Below are 20,717 nucleotides of genomic sequence, written 5' to 3' on the forward strand. Positions count from 1 at the left end.
GGAGGTGGTAAGTTGAAATCCAATAAAAAGCATTTTGCCTATTATGATATTTCTTCACAAGCTGACAATGTAAAAACCTTTGAAGGAAAAAGGTATAATGTGCATGGCATTTGGGCGGTGGATCGCCATGGTAATGCTGAAAAGCTGTCCAGTATCTATTATCGAATTCGAACGGTAAAGGATGGTCAATTTAGAACCATTGCTAAACGTAAAAATCCTATGAGTGAATTGAAACCTGTTAAGTAAAGATAACGATTTTAATACGTGCTTAAATAGCACACTTAGATCCTTGAAAACTACATAGCTATGCTAGGAAAAGAAAGGTCACAGAATTTTCCTAGCTGTTGATAAGTGTTGGGTGCGTGTTACGCGAAACGCATCTAGTGACCGGATAAGCGTTGTATCAACGATGGTTTTTCTATTTAAAGTGAGGGGACTACTGATGAAACTTTAAATAGTAAGAACTAGATACATAAAGTTCTTCGTATATGCTAGAAACGTTGTGCTTTGCAGTACACTATAATTATTAGTGAATGCTGCATAGGGTTGATTTTATCTTGCCAAAAACAATCATTATACCATTAAGATGATCTACCAAATCATGGATTTATATTTAAGTAGGTGTTAGAATCGTTATACAAATCACTTGAGAGGAGATTGATCTGATGGCAAAGCGTTGGATCGGTGGTTTGACTGGATTTGTTATAGTTTTAATCCTAGTTGGTTGCGGGTCACAAGGAGCCACAGGTCAAGTTGAGTCTTTATCACCAGAGGAACTAAGCGAATATATTGAAGGCAATGATGAAGCTTTTATATTGCTTAATAATACTGAAGATAAAACAGAGCGAACAGATAATATTTCATTAGTAGAGAAAGAAATTGATAAAATTAGTGTAAAAGAAATTAATGCTAAGTCAGATGAAATGTTGGATAAGGATTTGAAACCTAAAGACTTAGGACTCAAGGATATTCAATTTGAGACTCTAGGTTTTTATGAAAATGGAATTTTGAAGAAGTATGTTTCTCTAAGGGATGTTGATTACTCCTCATCTGATGAGAAAGAAGATGCATTAGAAAAATTCATAAAAAATAATCAATCGTGAAAGAAGTGATCTTTTAATAGATCGCTTCTTTTTTTATGGACAAAAACCTTGAAAGGGGGTGAATGGAAATGAGCGTTACCAATCGTGAACTTAAGCAATCCAAAGACTTAGTTCAGACGCTGCTAACCATCCAGGATATTTCTTACAATGAGTGGCTTCATGAAAAACATCAAGAGTACATCCAAGAAAACCAAGATGTCGTTATGAAGTCATTGCTTCATTACAAAGGGGTTGGTGAAGAAAACAAGAACCAAAATATTTAATGAGGAGAGATATTAATGAAATACTTTGCAGATCATTCCATGCTTGCTGCCATTAGTAATTTACAATCTACAGGGGCCTCGATTTTATCGGCCATGCAACTATTAGGTATTGTTTCGGCTGCCATTGCTTTTGGTATCGGAGCCTACCACCTTATTTGGGGTGGAGTGAGAGGTCGTCAGAGCTCTATTGTTTGGTTTATTGGTGGTGCTGTTGGGCTTGTCGTTCTAATGGGAGCTACGGCTATCGCTGAATACATTGACAGTCAGGTGATCTTTTAAAGGAGTGTAGGACCATGAGGGTATTATTCACATCAAAAGTGGAGGGTGAAATTTTCAGCTTTCACCCTTACTCCTTTCAAGAAGTTGTCGTGCTAACCGCAGATTTGGATGCTAAATTAAAAAAGAAAAATGCTGAACCAATGATGCTTGATTTTATGATTTTTAATGAAGAAGGAGATAAGTTGTACAACGGCTCCTATGACGTGGGAGGAGAGGGAACCTCAAATATTTATGACCATGTTTGTCAAAAGCTTTTAGACTTACCTATGAAAAATAAAAATGAAGAAACCAAAAGGGATGTTTTTCTTCAACAATTAACTTCTCACACCCCAACATCTTATCAAATAGATCTGACAGAAGTATGGAAAGAGAAAGAAGGACAAAAGTCGAGTTGGAAGCAGCTTGGTAAGCGTGGCAGAATTTTTGTGAGTGTGATCAGCACCACGTTAATGGTAGCCATCATTACATCCATCACTCTCTTTATACTCTTACACAATCAAGGCAGGGATCTAAAAGCCACATCTCAAGAGATGGAAAAAATGGAGAATGTCAAAATGGCTTACGAAGGGTACTGGATGGGTGAGCAGGAACAAGCTGTTCAACAATTATTAGGAATGGAAAATTTATCGGAATCGGAGCGCCAAGCAGTGCTTCATTTTCTAGTGGACCTTAAAAAATATGATCGAGCTTTGCAGTATGTAGGAAAGGAAAATACTTCGTCTCTAGCTGCCCAAGTCATGGAAGTTCATGGACTGGAAGAATTGAGTTCGTTCAATGAATCTTATCCGAGCCCTTTAGGTGAATTTAAATTAGCTTTTCATCATGGCGAATACAAACAGGCGGTAGATATTCGAGATATGCCGATGTCCCCTCAACTTTATAAACAAAAGGGAATCGCCTATCTGAGACTTGAGGAATTAGAAAATGCCAAAAAAATGGCCAGTGAAGCGAAAGACGTTAAACTGAATAAAAAGATTAATGAATATCAAGAAATTGAGAAGCAGTTGATGAAGATTAACAGTCAAATAGAAGCAGAGAAGAAGTCAGAAGATCAAAATGAATCTAAAATCGATTCGCTTAAAGAACAACAAGAAGATCTGGAGAGTCAAAAGAACAGTATATAAGAGGGTGATTCATTTGAAATCAGTCATTGCTAAGAAACAGGTGCTTATGGTATTAAGCATCTGTTTTTTTATAACCACGATGCTGGTCAGTACTTTTCTATGGAATCTAGGAGAGGCCATGTGGGAAAGCTTAAAGACCTTCCCGGAATTCAGTAAACTCATAGAGTTTAAATTTTCGTATTGGACAGATTTTCATTTCAAGGAGCAATCACTCTACTACGGAATAGCTGCTTTAATTGGTTTTGTCGGTATAGCTCACATGATTTACAAACTTAGAAGTAACTTTAAACCCGTAGGTACGGATGAAAAGGGTTCTCAGAGATTTGCCACAAGAAAAGAAATTCAACAACAGTACAAAGCTATTCCTGATCGAAAGCAATCTTATGAAGGTCAAGGTGGTCCTGTATTATCGAGAAAGGGGGACAAAGCATTTATAGATCCATCTCCTGTCAATAATTTAATTATTGGTACGACAAGAAGTGGTAAGGGTCAAACGTATGTGATTCCAACCATCGATGCCTACTCTCGCGCTGAACACCAGCCTTCTTTAGTCATCAATGACCCTAAAGGAGAGTTATTCGCTTCTAGCCGGGAGACATTAGAGAAAAGAGGATATGAAGTGGAGGTATTAAACTTAATGAATCCGATGCAAAGCATGAGCTTTAATTTGCTGGAGTTGGTTAAACAATCGTATAAGGATGGCGATTATTCTACAGCTCAGACGCTTTGCGAAACCATCACTCATATGCTTTACCATAATCCGAATGCTAAAGAACCTATGTGGGATGATTCAGCTAAATCCCTTGTGAATGCCATGATCCTTGCCATTACAGAGAAGAGCATAACGGAAGAGACAGAAGAAAAAATTACGATGTACACGGTCGCTAATATGCTCTCTGAGTTGGGAACTAGAAATGAGGTAGATGAAGATGGTCAAGAATATAACGCATTGGATCAGTTTTTCCAAGAGTTACCTCAATCCCATGTAGCCAAAGGTCAATATGCCACGAGTAATTTTTCCAAAGGAAATACTCGATCTAGTATTTTTACGACAGCTATGAATGGTTTGACGAAATTTACAATGAGTGAAACGGCAAAGATGACATCTAAAAACTCGTTAGATTTAAAAAGAGTGGGCTTCGGTCAGAGTATTAAGGGGCGAGGTCATCCTTTTTCCAGAATAAAGGTTTTCTTTCCAGATGGAACAACCGAGACCAATCAATCAGGAGAAAGTGGCACATGGACCATTAACTTTAATACCTCCTTAGAGGTCGGAGATCAGCTCGTTGTGTCTCAGGAAGCCACACCTGTCTCTTCGGAAGATGAAGAAGGCCAAAAGGATAGCTCGACCATTCGAATTGACGAAGTTAATGAGGGAAACGGCAATGTTTCCTTCACTTATCTTTCTGAGAGCGTCACTATCGAAGTAAAAGAAATTGTTTACTCAAATAAGCCTATCGCTGTGTTTATGGTTACACCCGATTATGATACCTCTACTCATGCTATCCCGTCGATTTTCGTTAGCCAACTGTATTATGTACTATCCAAAAATGCAGCCATTGCGAAAGGACAAAAATGCTTACGTGAAGTGGTCTTCATGTTAGATGAGTTTGGTAATATGCCCGCGATAGCCGATATGGATAATAAAATCACGGTATGTTTGGGAAGGAACATTCGCTTTCACTTAGTGGTTCAATCGTATGCTCAATTAAAAGATTTGTATGGAGAAGATGGTCAAGCGACCATTCGTGGAAACTGTGGGAATGAAATTTATATTTTGAGTGCTGACTATGATTCAGCTTCCTATTTTTCTTCCAAGTTAGGAAAGAAAACATTGAATACGCAAACACGGTCTGGATCTACTTTTTCCCTGGATAAGTCGAAAACGGAAAGTACGGAAGGAAGAGATCTACTAACGGCTAATGAACTGCAGGAATTAGAGGAAGGGGATACGGTCGTGCGTCGTGTATTATTACGTCGTGATAAAAGAGGGCGAAAGATTCGTGCTTTTCCTATTTATAATACAGGAAAGCACAGTATGAAATATGCCCATACGTATCTCAGTGCAGAATTTCGACCAGGGCGGTCGATTACGGAAGAAGAAATTTTGACTCCGCACCGCCATGTTCATCCATCAGACTTAGTGATCGATTTCCAAATTGACGAATCTTATAAACAAAAGACAGACGAGGTAGCAGAAGAAATGGAAAGTCTCTCACAAAACGGGCCATTCAGTGCTGCAGAACCATCAACGGAATGGTGGCAGAAGGAAAAAGTCGGAGATTTCTTTGATAAAAGTACATTTGCCCTGATTCATCAGCAAATTGCTCCTCATTTAGAACACAGTGAGGAGGAAATGAATGATGAACCTATGGAAGCTTTTCTCTACAACTTAAAGCTTTTAGGCGATCACCAAGAAATTAACCGACAAGTGTATAGTCACATTCGCAAACAAATAGATAAGCTAATTGAAGAACAGGAAACGCCAGTAGAGCAGGGATGATTAAGCGAAAAATCTTAAAGGGGGTGATGGAATGTCCGATGAAGAGTTGTTAGAGATATTATTAAGGTTTTCGGACGTCTTATCGACCAATAACATTTTCACCTCTGGGTTAAGGATCATGGGGTGGGGAACGATCCTATTCTTGAAAATGATTGTCGATGGCCTGGAAGGCATGGTCGATAAGGTTTTAATCTTAACGGATTTCTTTTCGAGCGATCCTGTGATTAACTTTCTCGAAACCATCCAGCCTGTTCTTTATATTCTGTTAGCCATTTCATTGGGAATGATCGGCTTTCGATTAGTTTTTAATAAAGAAAAGAATCGAGCTGATATACCCATGAACCTATTTATATCCATCATGACGATTACTCTATTGTCATTTGGAATGGGGAAAGTGAATGACTTTACTGGCGATGCCATGGATGTAGCAAAGGTACAGACCGATTCTTTTACCACTTCTGACCGAGTAATGGAAAACTATATTACAGATATTTCTGTTTATGATGAATATGGATGGGAAGATCCAGAAGTTGAAAATCGACACTATGTTGCTCCTAGTAACATTGATAAAATTTCTATTAATGAAACGATAACTAAGGAATTTGAAAAAGCAAATGGAGACCAACTGACATCTAAAGGGAAAGAGATCGTAATGAACAAAGTGGGATTAGAATCAAATGGTGAAGAAGGACTTGTGGAGTTAGGAAAAAGTGGTCTGTTTGATTTCCTTCCAGAAAATTATTACCGGTGGCATGTGGATTGGTTTACGGCTATCGTAACCCTTTCTGTTATGGCTTTTACCATGATATTAATATCCATTAAAGTGGCTAAAATCTGTTTTGAGCTTGGCTTTAATCATATCGTAGCCTTAATCATGGCCTATGCGGATATTTCCACGGGTCAGCGCTTGAAAGCGATCATTAAGAATATTGGGAGCATTTTTGCTTCTCTTATCATGATTTTCTTAAGTTTACGGGTGTATATGTATTACACAACCTTTATAGATAATAACCTTGAAGGACTTGGGTACTTGATTGCTTTGATCGCCGGAAGTTTAGCCGTTATTGATGGTCCTAATATTGTACAGAAGCTCTTTGGGATTGATGCTGGATTGAAAAATGCTTGGCATGTTGCGATGGGTGGTTACCTAGCCTCTAAAACCCTCGGACCTCCGGTGAAGAAAGCTGCAGGAGCTATTACAAGTGGTGGAACATCAGCCCTAATGAATACAGGGGCCGGGACAGCTGGTGCGGTCGCTGGTATCTATGGGCGCAAGGATGAGGGAAATTCTAAGACGAATGGAAAAAATGATCCATCTTCAACCCAAGGAAATAGAAGTCAAGGAAACCAGAAAAAACAAGAGCCAAGTCCAATGACATCCAATCAGGAAGGACAAAAAGGTTCATTGGGAGGAAAAGAAACGAGAAGTCCAGAGACAGGAAGTCGTTCAACTCAGGGTCAGTCCCATCCTTCTTATCAGAAAGAGTCCTCTATGAACACTACAAAAGAAGATTCCCCAGGAGGGTTTGACATACCGTCTTCTAACCAAAGCAATGAGCAACCTATATCTACTCAACCTAAGAAAGATAAAAAACAAGAGAAAGATATAGGTAGTAGTGAAACAGGAAGCGAACGTTTAGGTGCGAACGATAATAAACCTAAGGGGGGGACAGACCAAATAGCAACAAGCAGGAAACCAGAAACATCTGAGGTTAAAACGCCAGAAAGTACAGAGGATATTCCTATGCCAAATCAATATAGGACAGAGCAACGAACCATTGGAGGATATATGAAAGATCGATTTAGGGAACGATTTAATCATAATCCGAAGGTTCAAAGTGCAAAGCGGACGTATAACTTATCTCGAAACACCACGGAGAACTGGATAAATAAAATGAAGAAACGCGGACCTAAGGGATAACTTAGTTCGCGTTTTGTTTATGAAGGAGTGATTTTATTGCAATACAAAATTCCCTCTGAAATAGGAAGTGAGTTGAAGATCAACCGTCTCTTCTACCTTACAGATTTACTGGTAGTACTCATTCTGGGAGGCATAGGGTTTACCTTCCGGTATGTCGTCCATTCTTCTTTCGTTTGGTATTATGCGATCTTCTGGACCGTATTGATGGTTGCTTGGTTGATCCGACCCAAAACCAATCCAAAGCTGCGGATGGCCAAAGCATTGTTCTTAGCCGTGACGAGAGACCGAGCGACTTATTGTGCTATCGATAAAAAAGAAAACGAGTATTCAAAAGATGAGGAGTTACGAGGGGAGGACTTTACATGAAAAATAAGAAGAAACACCACCCTTTCTTCAAAGAAAACAGTCCCGAAAAAATGGCTCTTTTTGATGAACGAAAAACTGCTGAGAAAAAGAAGAAACAAATAAGTTTGAAAGCTAATAAGAAAAAAAGAGAGGTGGCCATTCCATCCATAGCGGAGATTCTTCCCATTCAGGACATGACTGAGGAAGGATCCTTTCATCTACAGGGGGAAATGGGCTATATGGACGTGATGCAGCTGCAGAGTAAAGATATATATTCACCATCTACCCAGGAAACCGAATATGACATCATGAAGATGGCCAAGTTCTTCCAATCGTATGCGCCCGATATCAAGATCGTCTCCATGAATTTTCCGGTTAATATGAAAAAGCAACTGGATTCGATTAATTACAAGATTGCTCAAAACAAAGCGCCTCTCTATGAGCGCTTTTTAATTCGAAAACGAGAGGAACTTCAATTTTTGGAGACCTACCGGACGAATAGAGAGTTTTATCTATTTATTTATGCAACTAGCCTTAAACAGCTTGCTGAATACAGAAACAATTGTAGGCGCTATCTCGGACGCGTCGCTCCCACTATGGAGTTAACCGATGAAAAGAAGCTCGATTTGCTCTATAAACTTTATAATCAAAATTCCAAGTTAGAAAAGAGGGGTTAAATATTGTTCTCATTTCTCAAAAAGAAAAGTGATACAGAAGAGACTCAAGAAAAAGGCTATAACCCTTTCTTGCTTGCTCATATCCAACCCCAAGGAGGGGTTAAGTTCCAAGAATCCTTTATTCGTAAAGGAGATGGTTATGAAGTTTGTGTCCATGTGTATGCCTTCCCTAAAAACGTTGCGGACTTTTGGCTAGAACCTATTTTCAATATGGAGAATGTCATTACAACGATGGATATTGTCTCGGACGATCGTTACAAAGTCCGGGATGGTTTAAACAAAGGGATGGCTGAACAAAGTTCCAGAATGATTAATGAAAAAGATAATGCTGGCATTATAGAGGCGCAAAATAACTACGATGATTTGAGGGAGTTATACAACCAGGTCTCTGAGGAAGGAGAAATCATTAAACGTGTTCACTTAAGACATTATGTAAGTGCGCCAACAAGAGAAGAGCTGGAAGATAAAGTGAAAGTCGTCTTATCAACGTTACAGGATGAGAATTTCAGAGGATCTATTTTCTTAAATGAACAGGAATTTGAATGGAAATCACTTCTCACCAATTATACCGAACAATCGACTTATCGAAACAAGAGGGAAGGTCATCCGATACCCGCTTTAGGGTTAGCTGGTGGCTTTCCTTTTCATTTTACTAGCTTAAACGATCCCTTTGGGACCTTCTATGGTACGACACTTACGGGAGGAAATGTGGTCTTTGATCTTTTTCATAGAGATCAGCAGCGTAAGAGTTACAACGGAGTCATGGTCGGAGCAATGGGAGCAGGGAAGTCCACCACGCTTAAGAAAATTATGCTGGATAACGCGATTAAAGGATATAAGGTTCGGACGTTTGATGTAACCGGAGAGTTTGTGGAGTTAACGGAAGCTTTAGGCGGAAAACAAATTGCGTTAGACGGGTCAGATGGGGTCATCAACCCGTTGCAGGTATATCGGACGGCAGAGGATGAATATACCTCCTTTACTCAGCATTTATCCAAGTTGACGACATTCTATAAATTCTTAGCCCCTGAAGCGAATGATAGTGAATTGAAAGAATATGAAAATCTATTAAGAAAGCTGTATGAAAATCTTGGCTTATGGAACGACGATTCAAAATCAAATATAACCGAACTTTCTGTTCATGAGTACCCGATCTTTACCGATTTTCTTACCTTTATCGAAGAACAACTCTATGAAAATATCAAGGAAGGAAAACAAAGAGAGAAGTTGAGTCAGGAAAGGAAACGACGTCTAGAGAGCATCGAGTTAAACATTCGTAACCTTGTAGAGACTTACGCGCATCTATTCAATGGCCTATCCACCATCGAACTTTTTGATGAGCAACAGGTCGTTACGTTTACCTTGAGGGGCCTATCTCAAATGAGAGCCGAGGTTTTTCAGGCTCAATTGTTTAACGTACTCAATCTCTTATGGGACTCCATGCTAACGAATGGTTCTCCCCAATTTGATGCTTATAATCGAGGAGAATTGGCTTTTGAAGATGCTGTACGATATCTCATTTTAATGGATGAAGCTCACCATATTATAAACACAAAGAAAAAGAGTGAGAGTGCTCTCGATTTTCTAACAAAGTTTAGCCGAGAAGCCAGGAAGTATTTTGGTGCTCTTCTCTATGCCAGTCACACGATTCGCGATTTTGTTCCTGAGGGTTCGGATCAAAGTATGGTAGAGGAGATCAAGAAGCTTTTTGAACTGACCCAATACAAAATTATTATGCAGCAGGATAGTAACAACTTAGAGATGATGCAACAAATATTCATGGGGCAATTGAGCCAAAGTGAATTAAAAGATATCCCTTACCTCCAAACAGGAGAGACCATGTTAAGCATTCGTGCGGTGGAAAACATTCGCTTCAAGGTGGAGGTATCGGACGAAGAGTTAGCGTTGTTTGGAGGAGGTGCTTAAGGATGCCTTGGTCCCTTCTCCTTGGGTTAGTTCCTCGGAAAGTCTGGCTATGGTTAATAGGTATTCTGGTAGCTCTTTTCTTTCTACAAATGCTTTTGTATGCATCCGTCATTACAGGAGTGATTGGTTATCAAAATTCTTCCTCTAGTGATGATGTGAGGTCGGTGGATGTAGTGAATGGTACAGCGCAAGTTTCAGCTGCATTAGAAGAGTATCGGCCTTTGTTTGAAGAGTACGCCGAACAGTATGGAGTGTCCAAGTATGTGGAGCTTCTCTTGGCCAAAACCATGCAGGAATCAGGTGGACGTTTAGATGATGTCATGCAAGCAAGTGAGTCTCTTGGTCTACCTCCAAACACGATTGAAGATCCAGAAAGAAGTATCAAGGTGGGTATCCGATACTTCTCGGAGATGCTGGAAAAAGCCGGAGGAGATATTAAGCTAACCCTTCAAGCTTATAACTTTGGTGGAGGCTTTATAGATTATGCCAACGAACACAACAATGGGGAGTACAGCGAAGAGTTAGCCATCGAATTTTCAAGAATGAAATACCAGGAATTGAAGCATACAGGCATGTATTCGTGTATTCGACCAGAGTCGGCAGAAACGGGCGCTTGTTATGGCGATATTGGTTATGTGGAGGCTGTTTTAAGTTACCTTAAAGGCGGAATTATTGAAGCCGATTTACAACCAACGGGAGAATGGGTGATGCCCATTGAAGGAGCACTCACACAAACATCTGATTACGGAATGCGCTCAGATCCCTTTGATGGAACACCGGATATGCATAGAGGAATTGACTTTGCTTGTACCAATGCCGTAACGCCTATTCAAAGCGTCGATAACGGTCAAGTAGTAGAGGTGGTAAGAAAAAATTCTGGTTACGGAAATAACGTTCTCGTGAAACATGAAGAGGGACTTTATAGTCACTACGCTCATTTGTATGCGATAAGTGTACAAAACGGAGAGATGATCCAAAAAGGTTCAGAGGTAGGCAAGTGTGGTACGACAGGAAACTCTACAGGCCCCCATCTTCATTTCGAAGTCATGACCAAAAACCAGTATCGTTCGGACGTGGACCCTGCTCCTTATCTGGGGCTTTAAGAAAGGAGAACATGGATGAAAAGACGGGTTCTTTTTGGTGTGTTTGTCGCTCTGTTAATCATTCTCACATCGATGAATATATATGCTGCACAAACGATAGCGAATGACGATCTACAGAAGGAAGTGCACCAATTAGAAGAGAAAAACGAGACGATTATGGAAGAAAAAAAGGAATTAAAGAAGACGTTACAAAAACAGAAACCTGCGGACATTCAAGCGAGATATAACGCTTTAGTGAAGCAGGTTTCTACGTTTATTGAGGTAGCCTTTCAACAGGATAAAGAAAGCTATCAAGAAATGAAAAAGAAAGCCAAAGAGGTGATGAGCAACGATTTAGCTGCCATCTTTTTTCCTGCATCTACCTATAAAGGAGAGAGGAAAACGGAGGTAGATGAATTAGAAATATTCGTTGGAACAGGTAATCTCACAAACAATCAAGCAAGCGTATTAGTAAAGTTTAAACACACGCTTTTTTCTTTGCAGGGTGACCAAAAACAGGTGTCTCCTGTATTTCTCCATATAAATGTTCATAGGGAAGAAGGTGAGTGGAAGATAACAGATTTCCAAGACGTAGAAGAGGGAGGCTATTCATGAAAAAACAAACGAAACATATCACGGAAGGGACCTCAAAAAAATATCTTATGGGATTAAGCGTCATGGCTATGGCGCTTCTTTTTTTCTTGTCTTCTGGTTTTATCTTTGGTGATGAAGAGCAGAGCAAAGTTCAGCAAACACCCATCAATGAACCTTTAAACTTACAAGGATCAGGCGAACTGACCATTAAGAACTGGGTTTATAATCCAAGGAAAGAGTTGATGGTTGTAACCTTAAATCTCAATAAATCAACCACTTTATTAGATGAAAAATTAAGCTTCACGGCTCAGGAAAAAGAGCATCCAAAACGTGATCTTCCAACGCACGTAGAGTACAGCGATGAAAGTAGATATGTCATTAGTATCCAACAGGTAAGTCCTTCCTTTGATGTCATGGCCTTAGATGTAAATAAGGAAAATACCAATCCGCTTTTAACGAAAGAGAGTACTCAAAATTCCTTGAAAGGGGGTGAGGAAAAGAAAGAGCTGGCACGTATTTATACAGATCAACGGAAAGTGGAAATGGACAAAAAACTAACCATTTTAACGGAGCAGAAATATGAAGTTGCTGCTGTATCTGAAGAGATCGAAGAGGCGAAAGAAACTATAAAAGAGAAGAAGGAAAGCATTCAAACGATCAATGAACGAATCAAAGAAATTGATCAGAAAACCGTTGAATTAGAGTCAGAGCTTCTTTACGAAACAGAGGAGGAGAAAACGCAAACGGAGGCTAGAATTCATCAGCTAGAAAATGAAAATGATCAGATCAATCAAGAGGCAGCTGAACATGAATTAACTATCCAAACCATCGTTGAAAAAGTTGAGATGTTGCAAGAGAAACGGGAGATGATTTCGAACTAAATGGGGTGTAGGTTGTGAAAAAGGTCAACACACGGACCACACATCTTCTGTGCAGGGGCCACACATCAAGGTGAATACACTAATGAACGTTCCTATTTTAGCCGCACAGCGACCGCACATCTGGAGATTTTCTTGTTCCCTCGTTTTGCCCGGCTCTGCCGGGATTCACACGCCAAGTGGGAACAAAAACCCCTTATGCTCTTCTCTTTATTCACTAGTTTTAGGGACTTCATTAAAAGGAGTGATTGTAATGGAAGTAAGAATTCGTTATATGGATCCGAAAACCGTTCAACGAATTGACGAACTTGCGGAAGAAAAAGGGTTAAGTCGGCAAGAGTTTTTACATGCTCAGTTGCATCAGTTGGCGGTCTTTCGAGAAGAGAACAATCGTGAACAAAGACTCCAGCAATTAGTCGATCGTAACATTCAAACAATGGCTCATTGTTATACAGCCATTCGAGAAATGAACGATCTCTTACAGATTGAAGAACCAGGTGAAGAAGCATGAGTGAAACCGTAACACCTGGAGTGGTTTTAAAAACAAAATTCGTGACAGCGAATAAGAAAGGATTTCAAGATTATGTGCAATACGTGGACCGTGAAGAAGCTAAAGGAAAAAGGGAAGCTCATCGGTCCATGTTTAGTTTATATAATCACTATATGGACGATCCAGATAAAACATCTGCCTTGTTTACTCAGCAGTCGGATCGTTTATCGGTGGAAGGAAAAAAGGGTATTAAATCATTATTCGAACAGGCTCAAAAGAAGAACAGTATCATGTGGCAAGATGTCATTACATTTGATAATGATTGGCTTCAAAAACGTGGGGTTTATGATTCCAAGACACACACATTAGATGAAGATGCTTTGAAGCAAGCGACACGGAAATCTATGCAGTCGATGATGAAAAAAGAGGGGTTACAAAAGAGTGCTATTTGGTCGGCGGCCATTCACTATAACACTGATAACATTCATATTCATGTGGCCACAGTTGAACCAAACCCGACTCGTGACCGTGGAAAGCGAAAGCCGAAAACTCTAGACGCGATGAAAAGTGAAGTCGTGAATGGATTGTTAAATCGAACGCAAGAACGAAATCAAATTAACTCGTTGATTCGTGACCATATGGTGAATGAAAAGAAAGAGAATAGCAGCATGAAATGGAGCAATAGAGAAATGAAACCTTTGTTTCTCGAAGTATATAATCACTTGCCTAAGGATAAGCGACAGTGGCACTATGGCTATCAAACGCTGAATCCTATTCGACCCAAGATTGATGAAATAACGACAAGGTATTTAAATAAGTATCATGGCAAAGATATGAAGCAGCTGCATGATAAGTTGGATCAAGAAGTGAACGAACTAAAACAAACCTATGGGGATGGACCTAAGGATAAAAAGCGATACCAACATTACAAACAAAACAAGTTGGATAATCTCTATAAACGAATGGGCAATGCGTTCTTACAAGAAATGAAACGGTACGATAACCAGCAGTATCCTAGACAAACGACCCACACCAATGTTCCTTATAAATCCATGCCTTCAGGAGTTAAATTACAACGTTCCTTGAGAAGCATTCAACGCTCAATGGGACAAACCTATGATCAGTTCATTAATGACTTAGATCACCAGAAGTTAGAACGAGAAATCGAAAGAGAAGGGTAGGGATATATATGGGAAGGCGGCAAAATGTCACGCTTCATGAAGAAACTTTAGCTTTAATTAAAGAGTATCAGGAACAGCATCATATTCGTTATCCTGGTGAAGCCTTAGATAGAATGATTGAAGAGTGGGAAACGCAAAAATCGAAGGACAACTCTCAGGAATATGTAATGAGTTTAATGGCTCAACGTTTTCAAGACATGTTTTCTGAAGAGATGAAACGACTGCGGTTAGCAGCCAATCGAAGCGATAAAAATACGCAGGTACTCCTTGAATTAATGAACGGTTTTGCGATGGATCAAAACTTAGAAAATTGTGTTACGACACCAATCTTTGAAAGTCCAGCGATGAAAGATGCGAGAGAAGCGGTCGATGAAAGAATCAGTCATCAGCGTCAGAAGAGAATAAGTGCCGGAGAGACTCAACCAGCATCAAGCTAATGGTATGCATGAGGAATGATCCAACAAAGGAGTGAAAGGAATGCTTTTGTTTAATAGCAATTATGAAGTAGGCGTGTTTAAGCGTTTAGATGAAAATAATGAGCTTGTGATGGACGTGGGACAGAAGGAATATACCTTAACGTTAAGTGATGAGGAAATGGATGATCTTGAGCAGCATTTAGTGAATCAAGAGAACCTACTCATTCCCTTTCATAAGAAAACAAAGGTGCTAATATTAAATACAGAACCCAATTACGATGAGGAAGAAATGGAAGAACTCATGAACATGGGTGTGGGAGCTGGGGATCATGGCGAAGACTAAGCGATCCTATAAACAGAAATCACCGGAAAAGGTTAAAGAGGAGATCAATCGACTGACAGAGGGGATGGAAGAAAGTATTTCGAATCACTTTCATTCACCTGAACAAATGAAAGAATATCTAGACTTTATGGGAAAGTTTCACCGATATTCTCCGCGGAATACCGCACTCATTGATTCACAGTTTCCAGGAGCTGAAGCTGTAGGTTCCTACGCCTTCTGGAAAGACAAAGGTTTTTCCGTGAACAAAGGAGAGAAAAGTCTAAAGGTTCTCGTGCCCAATCGTTTAGGCCAGCAGTTCCAAGATGAAGAGGGCGAATGGAAGCCTTTGAAATATGCGACGAAAACAGAAAAGCAAAAAGTTAAAGACGGTCAACTCGACAAACGAGATGGCCGTCTTGTTTATTCTACCGGAAGTGTGTTCGATGTCTCGCAGACAACAGCCACTCAAAAAGATCTGCCTCAAATCTTTCCAAACAAATGGATCGATGGGGAGGTTCAAAATTACACTCAGCTTCGACAAGGGATGGAGGCTATAGCTGATAACAATAACATTCAAATTGTAGAGCCTTATGAAGAGTTAGGGGCAGCTAAAGGTGTAAGTTACACAGGAAGAGGAGAAGTCGCTCTGAATCCGCGTAACTCTGAACGACAAGATACAAAGACTCTGTTACATGAACTGACTCATGCCAAGCTTCATACTAAGGAAAACATGAATGACTATACCAAGCCGGAGAAAGAATTTCAGGCGGAAATGACAGCTTATACCGTTGCCTCTTATTTCAATATTGATACTAGTGACTACTCATTAGACTATTTGCATCACTGGACCAAAGATCATGAATTTAAAGAACACGAAAACTTGTTACAAGAAGTTCAGTCAACAGCTAAAGAATTTATTACGACTATTGAGAAATCTATGGGCCAAGAAAAGGAAGGGGAGAAAGATATGAGTGTTAAAGAACCAAAACATGAAATGGAAGAGGAGAAACAAGAAAGAGAGATATTACCTTCAGAAAAGCTTCGAGAGATGTACAGAAGCCAAGTGAGCAAGAGGGAGAAGGATAGCGGGCCTTTTGGTAACGAAGAAAAGGCCGAAAAGGAATGTTCTCATCAAGATTTCAAAGAAGCTTATAAAAAGGAGCTCATGAACTTTATTGAACCGACAGTCGGAAAAGAATTAGATAAAGAAGAAAACAATGACCGACAAGAACGTTTGAATCAGATGCGTGCTTTTCAAGAGACTCACAGTAAAGAAGAGGTGTACCAAATTAAAAAGGAATCTCTTCAAGAATTAAAAGAGCTACCTTTAACAGATCGTGGAGATCAGCGACTATCTCAAATCGAAAGTAAGCTGGATCGAGAATTTCATGGAGAGAAAGAAAAAGAAAGCACCACTTCGGAAATGAAAAATGGAAATGAGGATAAGAAGGCTTTTCAGCAGAAGGAAAAGCAAAAAGAAAAAGTAGAGATTGAACGCTAGGCAGGGAGTTTTCTCCCTGTCTTTTTTCATATCTAATTTTAGAAAGGAGGAAGTGCTGCATGGCCAAACATGTAAGCGCGGATCAAGTGGAGGTTGCTCGTAATGTGGATCTCATAGACTATCTTGAGCGTAAAGGAGAGCCATTGAAGAAAGAGGGAAGATATTACCGACATCAAGTCCATGACAGCCTAGTGATTAAAGATCAAATGTATGCCTGGAACTCCAGAGACGAAAAAGGAGCTGGAGTTATTAACTTTGCCAAAATGTTTTATGGGATGAGCTTTCCAGAAGCTGTCCATGATTTGAATGCGCAAGGTTATAAAGTGAAAGACACTGTTCATGAGCAAAAGCCTAAAGAACCTTATCAATATCCTTCTCATTATGAAGTGAACGATAGGACAAAAGCTAAAGGTTATCTTACGAAAGAGCGAAAGATTCATCCTATGATTGTTGATTGGCTTGATAATAAAGATTTAATCGCACAGGACAAGCTAGGGAATGTAGTGTTTAAGTGGAAACAGCAGGGAAAAATCGTAGGAGCAGATCGACAAGGTACTTCCCCAATGAAAGATGGACGCATATTTAAAGGGATTGATAAGAACAGCCATGGTTCGGGTGGGGTCTCAGTTGATATAGGTAAACCGAATTCAATTTATTTGTTTGAAAGCCCAATTGATGCACTTTCTTATTGGAGTATTAAGAAAGAAAAGCTGCAAAACACTCGATTAGTTTCTATGGGTGGGCTAAAGCGGCAGACAATGATTGATGAAATCAAAAGGATGGGTAAGGAAGGTCATAAAGTGAACCAAATAACTTTCTGTACGGATAATGATAAGCCTGGGAGGGAGTTTTTCTACAAATATCACCGATTAATGGGAGCTAGAACCGATTTTCCAAAATTTAAAGATTGGAATGAGGTGCTTAAAAGAAAATTCGAAATAAAAAGGGGTTATAGAGAAGAAATTAGCAGGTTTAAGTGAATATTTAGGCTTTTCTGATTTTATCCGCACTTCTCAATAGGAAAGCTTTAAGGGTTAGGAAATCTAAGTGCCTAATGTAGTGGGGGAAATCTTCATATGATAAGAGAAGATTAAAAAGTAAACTTGATTATCCGTCTTTGTCAATAATTAAGCTGGAGCTTCAAGAGACTGATTAGATGGCGTAAATATGTATAGGAAATTGATTAATGAATTTTCAATAGGTGATAAGACATTTATTGTGCTAGAAGTTTACAGAACTCTTGGTTAAATTACTACTGAATGTAAATCTTTCTTTTATAAGCCAAGCAATCAATTAGCCAATTTATAAATCTAGTTACATAAAGAAATTTCGCTATAAAACTGGAATGCTTGCATTAAAATGGTAAAATATTTATGATGGATTATACATAAGATAAATATATGGGGTATTTAGATGGACAAAATTGAATTAATTGGATTTCATGGAACCCACAAGCATAATGCTGAAAGAATAAAGAGAACTAATTTCAGCATAAATCGTCAACATATTGGTTGGTTGGGTTCGGGTATTTATTTTTTTGAAGAGGATCAAGATTTGGCTCATAAATATGCCACAAGAAGACACCCAGGGAAAATCATAAAAGTTATAAGAAGTGAACTTCAAATACCTGAAAAAGAGATCTTTGACTGTACCACTGAATTAAATCGATTTACATTTCACGAATATAGAAAAGAATTAAAAAAACAGTTTATTAAAAAAGGAACTTCTGTTTCTGTGCGAAATGGCAGTGATTTCGACGGTAAAGTTTATGATATAATTAGTAGGGAAGAGGGCTATAAACTAATAAGGTCGTATACGTACACACCGGATGAAGACGATATTAAATATGGTTTTAAAGAATCTAGAGTGCCTAACGGCATAGAACTATGTTTAAAAGAAGCTCGTTATGTCCAAACTAAACACGTAAATTAAATTATTTCCCCCAATAGGAGGGTGGATTATGACAGAAGAAATTAGAAAACAAAAAGAGAATATAAAAAAACAAATAAGTGAAAAGTTTGAAAGTATGAGTAGAAATGAATTTATTGATTTGTTAGAAGATGTTGGATTTGAAGTGATGGACGGAGATGGCTCTATTAGCTATACGTCTGAACTTACTAAAAGTAATAATGAAGAGTATGTAATGACAGAAAGCACTAAAGTTTACTTTGAGATGAATGCTAAATATTATACAACCGAAACGAGTGACAAAGGATTAAACAATTTTGATCCTGTTTTAACAGCAGTGTAATCTATTAATTTGTTTTTCAAATCTATTAAAATACTACTATTTTTTATACGGGGCGATATGAATGGAAGATTCCTCCAAAAGTGCTTTGATTTTTAAGCATTATTCGTTAGATTACTTTGATTTTACTAGAAATTATAATTTTGATAGTGAGGAAGAAGATAAAGTTGAGCTGAAGTTTGATTTGGGCGCAGAAGTTTCACTCACTGAAAAAGAAGATAAAGCTAAAGTAACAGTGAAATGTGTTATTTTTGAAGATGAATTTGATAAAGATGAGGCTCCTTTTTATATCTCTACTAGCTTAACGGGTTTTTTTGATTGCGAAGGAGATATTGATTTTGAAAAATATCAATACAATGCTATTGCAATACTATTGCCCTATTTAAGATCAACTATAACAAGCTTCACTTCACAAGCAGGTATTTCACCTGTAATACTCCCTACTATGAATGTTTATAAAGCATTTGAAAAGAAAAACACTGAATAATAATTTTATATCCTGAGTTAAGGGTTATTCACGAATAATATAGACCTGAACCGCTACGGTTCAGGTTTTTTAGTGTGAGGAAATTATAAAAATTCAAGTTTTAGAGGAATTCGCTTGAAATGAAGTGTAATAGCTTTGATACTAACTCAATAATTGAAATTAAATAGTATCATAGGCTATTTTTTAAACGGTCCAATTTCTAGGTTACAGTTCAAATAGTGTACGAATTCCCAAAGCTGATTTTAGTTCAAGGAGGAATCTATAGTTTTGAATAGAACTATATTACTAATTGAGTTATTGGGGGGGAAATTATTGGGTAATTATAAATATCAAATTGAAAACACTGTAGCAATGAGAGGGAAGTTTACAAGATTGCTACAACAACGCGATTTTGATAATCCAGAAATAATGGAAAAAGTAAAAAATGAAGATTGTCACATATATATGATATGTTCAAGGCCGAGTATAACCCTTTCACCTAATAAAATTTGTATTGAAGAAAATGAAATCAAAGGTTGTTTTTTAATTAATAAAGGTACTAATACAGAGGAACATCCATTTAGTGTTTCTAATCCACCGGAACTATCGATAGTAAGCTATGAGCTAGAATATCCCTATAAGTATATTAAATTTTTAAATGAAAGTGGGAAAGTTGTTTCTGAAGGACTAGCTTCTTTTTTATATACAAGTCTCAGAACAGAGTATAATCCATGCCTGGACTTGGAAGTACTGTATGTTGGGCAGGCATTTGGAAAGCAAGGTGAACGACTAGCTTCTGACCGACTTGCTTCCCATGCTACCTTACAGAAGATTTACGCTGATACTATGGAATCTTATCCAAATGAAGAGATCTGGATAATACTCTGTGAATTTGAACCTTATCTTATATCCATGACAGGTAGTGGCTTTCAAAGCGCTTTGTATGATTTAGAAAGTTCTATTGAGCACCTTTATAATGTATTAAATAGTTCAATTACTTTAGATCAACAAATTACTTTTACAGAAGCAGCTCTTATTCGCTATTTTGAGCCTGTTTATAACAGTATTTATAAAACTAACTTTCCATTAAGCTCACATTCTTCTTATAGCCAGTGCTACGCCATTGATGTTAATTCAGTAGCTTTTGAGTTAGATACTAAATCTATTATTACTCGATTATTTTCAAAAAAAATTTCACCTTCCTATTTTCATATAAAAAGTTACCCATTGCATTCGAAAGATAAAAGAAGAGACATGTTCGAGCACCTTAATAATTTGAATGAATGATATAAACTTACATAGAGGGGAGTTTATAAGAGGAGTTATTTGTAAGGTCCCTAGACCCAGGGGGAAATATATACATATTATTAAAAAAGGTAATTTTAGGATGTTTATGAT

The 20,717-nt window shown here is 38.4% G+C and carries 23 protein-coding genes; all 23 read left to right on the plus strand.

Going from position 1 to position 20,717, the window contains the following annotated elements; genetic code table 11:
- The first annotated feature begins 12 nt into the window (after nucleotides 1-12).
- The 23 genes from ACXAD6_RS00985 to ACXAD6_RS01095 all read left to right on the plus strand — a co-directional run bounded on the left by ACXAD6_RS00985 (nucleotide 13) and on the right by ACXAD6_RS01095 (nucleotide 20,606).
- A complete protein-coding gene (locus ACXAD6_RS00985; RefSeq protein ID WP_474967236.1) occupies nucleotides 13-246 on the plus strand; it encodes a hypothetical protein in 234 nt (77 codons plus the stop codon).
- Nucleotides 247-665: 419 nt separating this feature from the next.
- Complete coding sequence (locus tag ACXAD6_RS00990) at nucleotides 666-1,103, plus strand: hypothetical protein (RefSeq protein ID WP_474967237.1); 438 nt, start codon at nucleotides 666-668, stop codon at nucleotides 1,101-1,103.
- A 62-nt stretch (nucleotides 1,104-1,165) separates the two neighbouring features.
- Nucleotides 1,166-1,366, plus strand: coding sequence for a hypothetical protein (locus ACXAD6_RS00995; protein WP_474967238.1), 201 nt, complete (start codon nucleotides 1,166-1,168; stop codon nucleotides 1,364-1,366).
- Between the two features lie 15 nt (nucleotides 1,367-1,381).
- The gene (locus ACXAD6_RS01000) at nucleotides 1,382-1,645 is read left to right on the plus strand and encodes a hypothetical protein (protein ID WP_008637146.1); all 264 of its coding nucleotides are present in this window, start codon (nucleotides 1,382-1,384) and stop codon (nucleotides 1,643-1,645) included.
- 14 nt (nucleotides 1,646-1,659) lie between these two features.
- Nucleotides 1,660-2,769 (plus strand): hypothetical protein, encoded by a 1,110-nt coding sequence (locus ACXAD6_RS01005; protein WP_474967239.1) that lies wholly within the window; start codon nucleotides 1,660-1,662, stop codon nucleotides 2,767-2,769.
- Nucleotides 2,770-2,782: 13 nt separating this feature from the next.
- A complete protein-coding gene (locus ACXAD6_RS01010) occupies nucleotides 2,783-5,272 on the plus strand; it encodes a VirD4-like conjugal transfer protein, CD1115 family (protein ID WP_474967240.1) in 2,490 nt (829 codons plus the stop codon).
- Between the two features lie 31 nt (nucleotides 5,273-5,303).
- Nucleotides 5,304-7,193, plus strand: a complete 1,890-nt coding sequence (locus ACXAD6_RS01015) for a pLS20_p028 family conjugation system transmembrane protein (protein WP_474967241.1) — start codon at nucleotides 5,304-5,306, stop codon at nucleotides 7,191-7,193.
- Between the two features lie 27 nt (nucleotides 7,194-7,220).
- On the plus strand, nucleotides 7,221-7,559 hold the full coding sequence (locus ACXAD6_RS01020; RefSeq protein ID WP_474967242.1) for a DUF5592 family protein: 339 nt from the start codon (nucleotides 7,221-7,223) through the stop codon (nucleotides 7,557-7,559).
- The gene (locus tag ACXAD6_RS01025) at nucleotides 7,556-8,215 is read left to right on the plus strand and encodes a hypothetical protein (protein WP_474967243.1); all 660 of its coding nucleotides are present in this window, start codon (nucleotides 7,556-7,558) and stop codon (nucleotides 8,213-8,215) included. Before ACXAD6_RS01020 ends, ACXAD6_RS01025 begins: the two co-directional genes overlap by 4 nt.
- A 3-nt stretch (nucleotides 8,216-8,218) precedes the next feature.
- On the plus strand, nucleotides 8,219-10,141 hold the full coding sequence (locus ACXAD6_RS01030; protein WP_474967244.1) for a VirB4 family type IV secretion system protein: 1,923 nt from the start codon (nucleotides 8,219-8,221) through the stop codon (nucleotides 10,139-10,141).
- A gap of 2 nt (nucleotides 10,142-10,143) precedes the next feature.
- Nucleotides 10,144-11,244 (plus strand): lysozyme family protein, encoded by a 1,101-nt coding sequence (locus ACXAD6_RS01035; RefSeq protein WP_474967245.1) that lies wholly within the window; start codon nucleotides 10,144-10,146, stop codon nucleotides 11,242-11,244.
- 15 nt (nucleotides 11,245-11,259) lie between these two features.
- Nucleotides 11,260-11,838 (plus strand): hypothetical protein, encoded by a 579-nt coding sequence (locus tag ACXAD6_RS01040; RefSeq protein ID WP_474967246.1) that lies wholly within the window; start codon nucleotides 11,260-11,262, stop codon nucleotides 11,836-11,838.
- Complete coding sequence (locus ACXAD6_RS01045) at nucleotides 11,835-12,698, plus strand: hypothetical protein (protein WP_474967247.1); 864 nt, start codon at nucleotides 11,835-11,837, stop codon at nucleotides 12,696-12,698. Before ACXAD6_RS01040 ends, ACXAD6_RS01045 begins: the two co-directional genes overlap by 4 nt.
- A 250-nt stretch (nucleotides 12,699-12,948) precedes the next feature.
- Nucleotides 12,949-13,206 (plus strand): hypothetical protein, encoded by a 258-nt coding sequence (locus ACXAD6_RS01050; protein ID WP_014644921.1) that lies wholly within the window; start codon nucleotides 12,949-12,951, stop codon nucleotides 13,204-13,206.
- Complete coding sequence (gene mobP2 / locus ACXAD6_RS01055; RefSeq protein ID WP_474967248.1) at nucleotides 13,203-14,366, plus strand: MobP2 family relaxase; 1,164 nt, start codon at nucleotides 13,203-13,205, stop codon at nucleotides 14,364-14,366. Before ACXAD6_RS01050 ends, mobP2 begins: the two co-directional genes overlap by 4 nt.
- 8 nt (nucleotides 14,367-14,374) lie before the next feature.
- Nucleotides 14,375-14,803: a hypothetical protein gene (locus ACXAD6_RS01060; protein ID WP_474967249.1), complete on the plus strand. Its 429-nt coding sequence runs from the start codon at nucleotides 14,375-14,377 to the stop codon at nucleotides 14,801-14,803.
- Between the two features lie 40 nt (nucleotides 14,804-14,843).
- A complete protein-coding gene (locus tag ACXAD6_RS01065) occupies nucleotides 14,844-15,125 on the plus strand; it encodes a hypothetical protein (protein ID WP_474967250.1) in 282 nt (93 codons plus the stop codon).
- Nucleotides 15,112-16,605 carry an ImmA/IrrE family metallo-endopeptidase gene (locus ACXAD6_RS01070; protein WP_474967251.1) on the plus strand — a complete coding sequence of 498 codons (1,494 nt, stop codon included), beginning with the start codon at nucleotides 15,112-15,114 and terminating at the stop codon, nucleotides 16,603-16,605. Before ACXAD6_RS01065 ends, ACXAD6_RS01070 begins: the two co-directional genes overlap by 14 nt.
- Before the next feature lie 59 nt (nucleotides 16,606-16,664).
- Nucleotides 16,665-17,585 carry a toprim domain-containing protein gene (locus ACXAD6_RS01075; protein ID WP_474967252.1) on the plus strand — a complete coding sequence of 307 codons (921 nt, stop codon included), beginning with the start codon at nucleotides 16,665-16,667 and terminating at the stop codon, nucleotides 17,583-17,585.
- Between the two features lie 433 nt (nucleotides 17,586-18,018).
- Complete coding sequence (locus tag ACXAD6_RS01080; RefSeq protein ID WP_474967253.1) at nucleotides 18,019-18,537, plus strand: hypothetical protein; 519 nt, start codon at nucleotides 18,019-18,021, stop codon at nucleotides 18,535-18,537.
- 28 nt (nucleotides 18,538-18,565) lie between these two features.
- Nucleotides 18,566-18,856: a hypothetical protein gene (locus ACXAD6_RS01085; protein WP_474967254.1), complete on the plus strand. Its 291-nt coding sequence runs from the start codon at nucleotides 18,566-18,568 to the stop codon at nucleotides 18,854-18,856.
- 61 nt (nucleotides 18,857-18,917) lie between these two features.
- A complete protein-coding gene (locus ACXAD6_RS01090; protein ID WP_474967255.1) occupies nucleotides 18,918-19,340 on the plus strand; it encodes a protein-export chaperone SecB in 423 nt (140 codons plus the stop codon).
- 267 nt (nucleotides 19,341-19,607) lie between these two features.
- A complete protein-coding gene (locus tag ACXAD6_RS01095) occupies nucleotides 19,608-20,606 on the plus strand; it encodes a hypothetical protein (RefSeq protein WP_474967256.1) in 999 nt (332 codons plus the stop codon).
- The last annotated feature ends 111 nt before the right edge of the window (nucleotides 20,607-20,717 follow it).

The sequence above is a fragment of the Halobacillus sp. ABH2_015 genome (assembly GCF_056158945.1).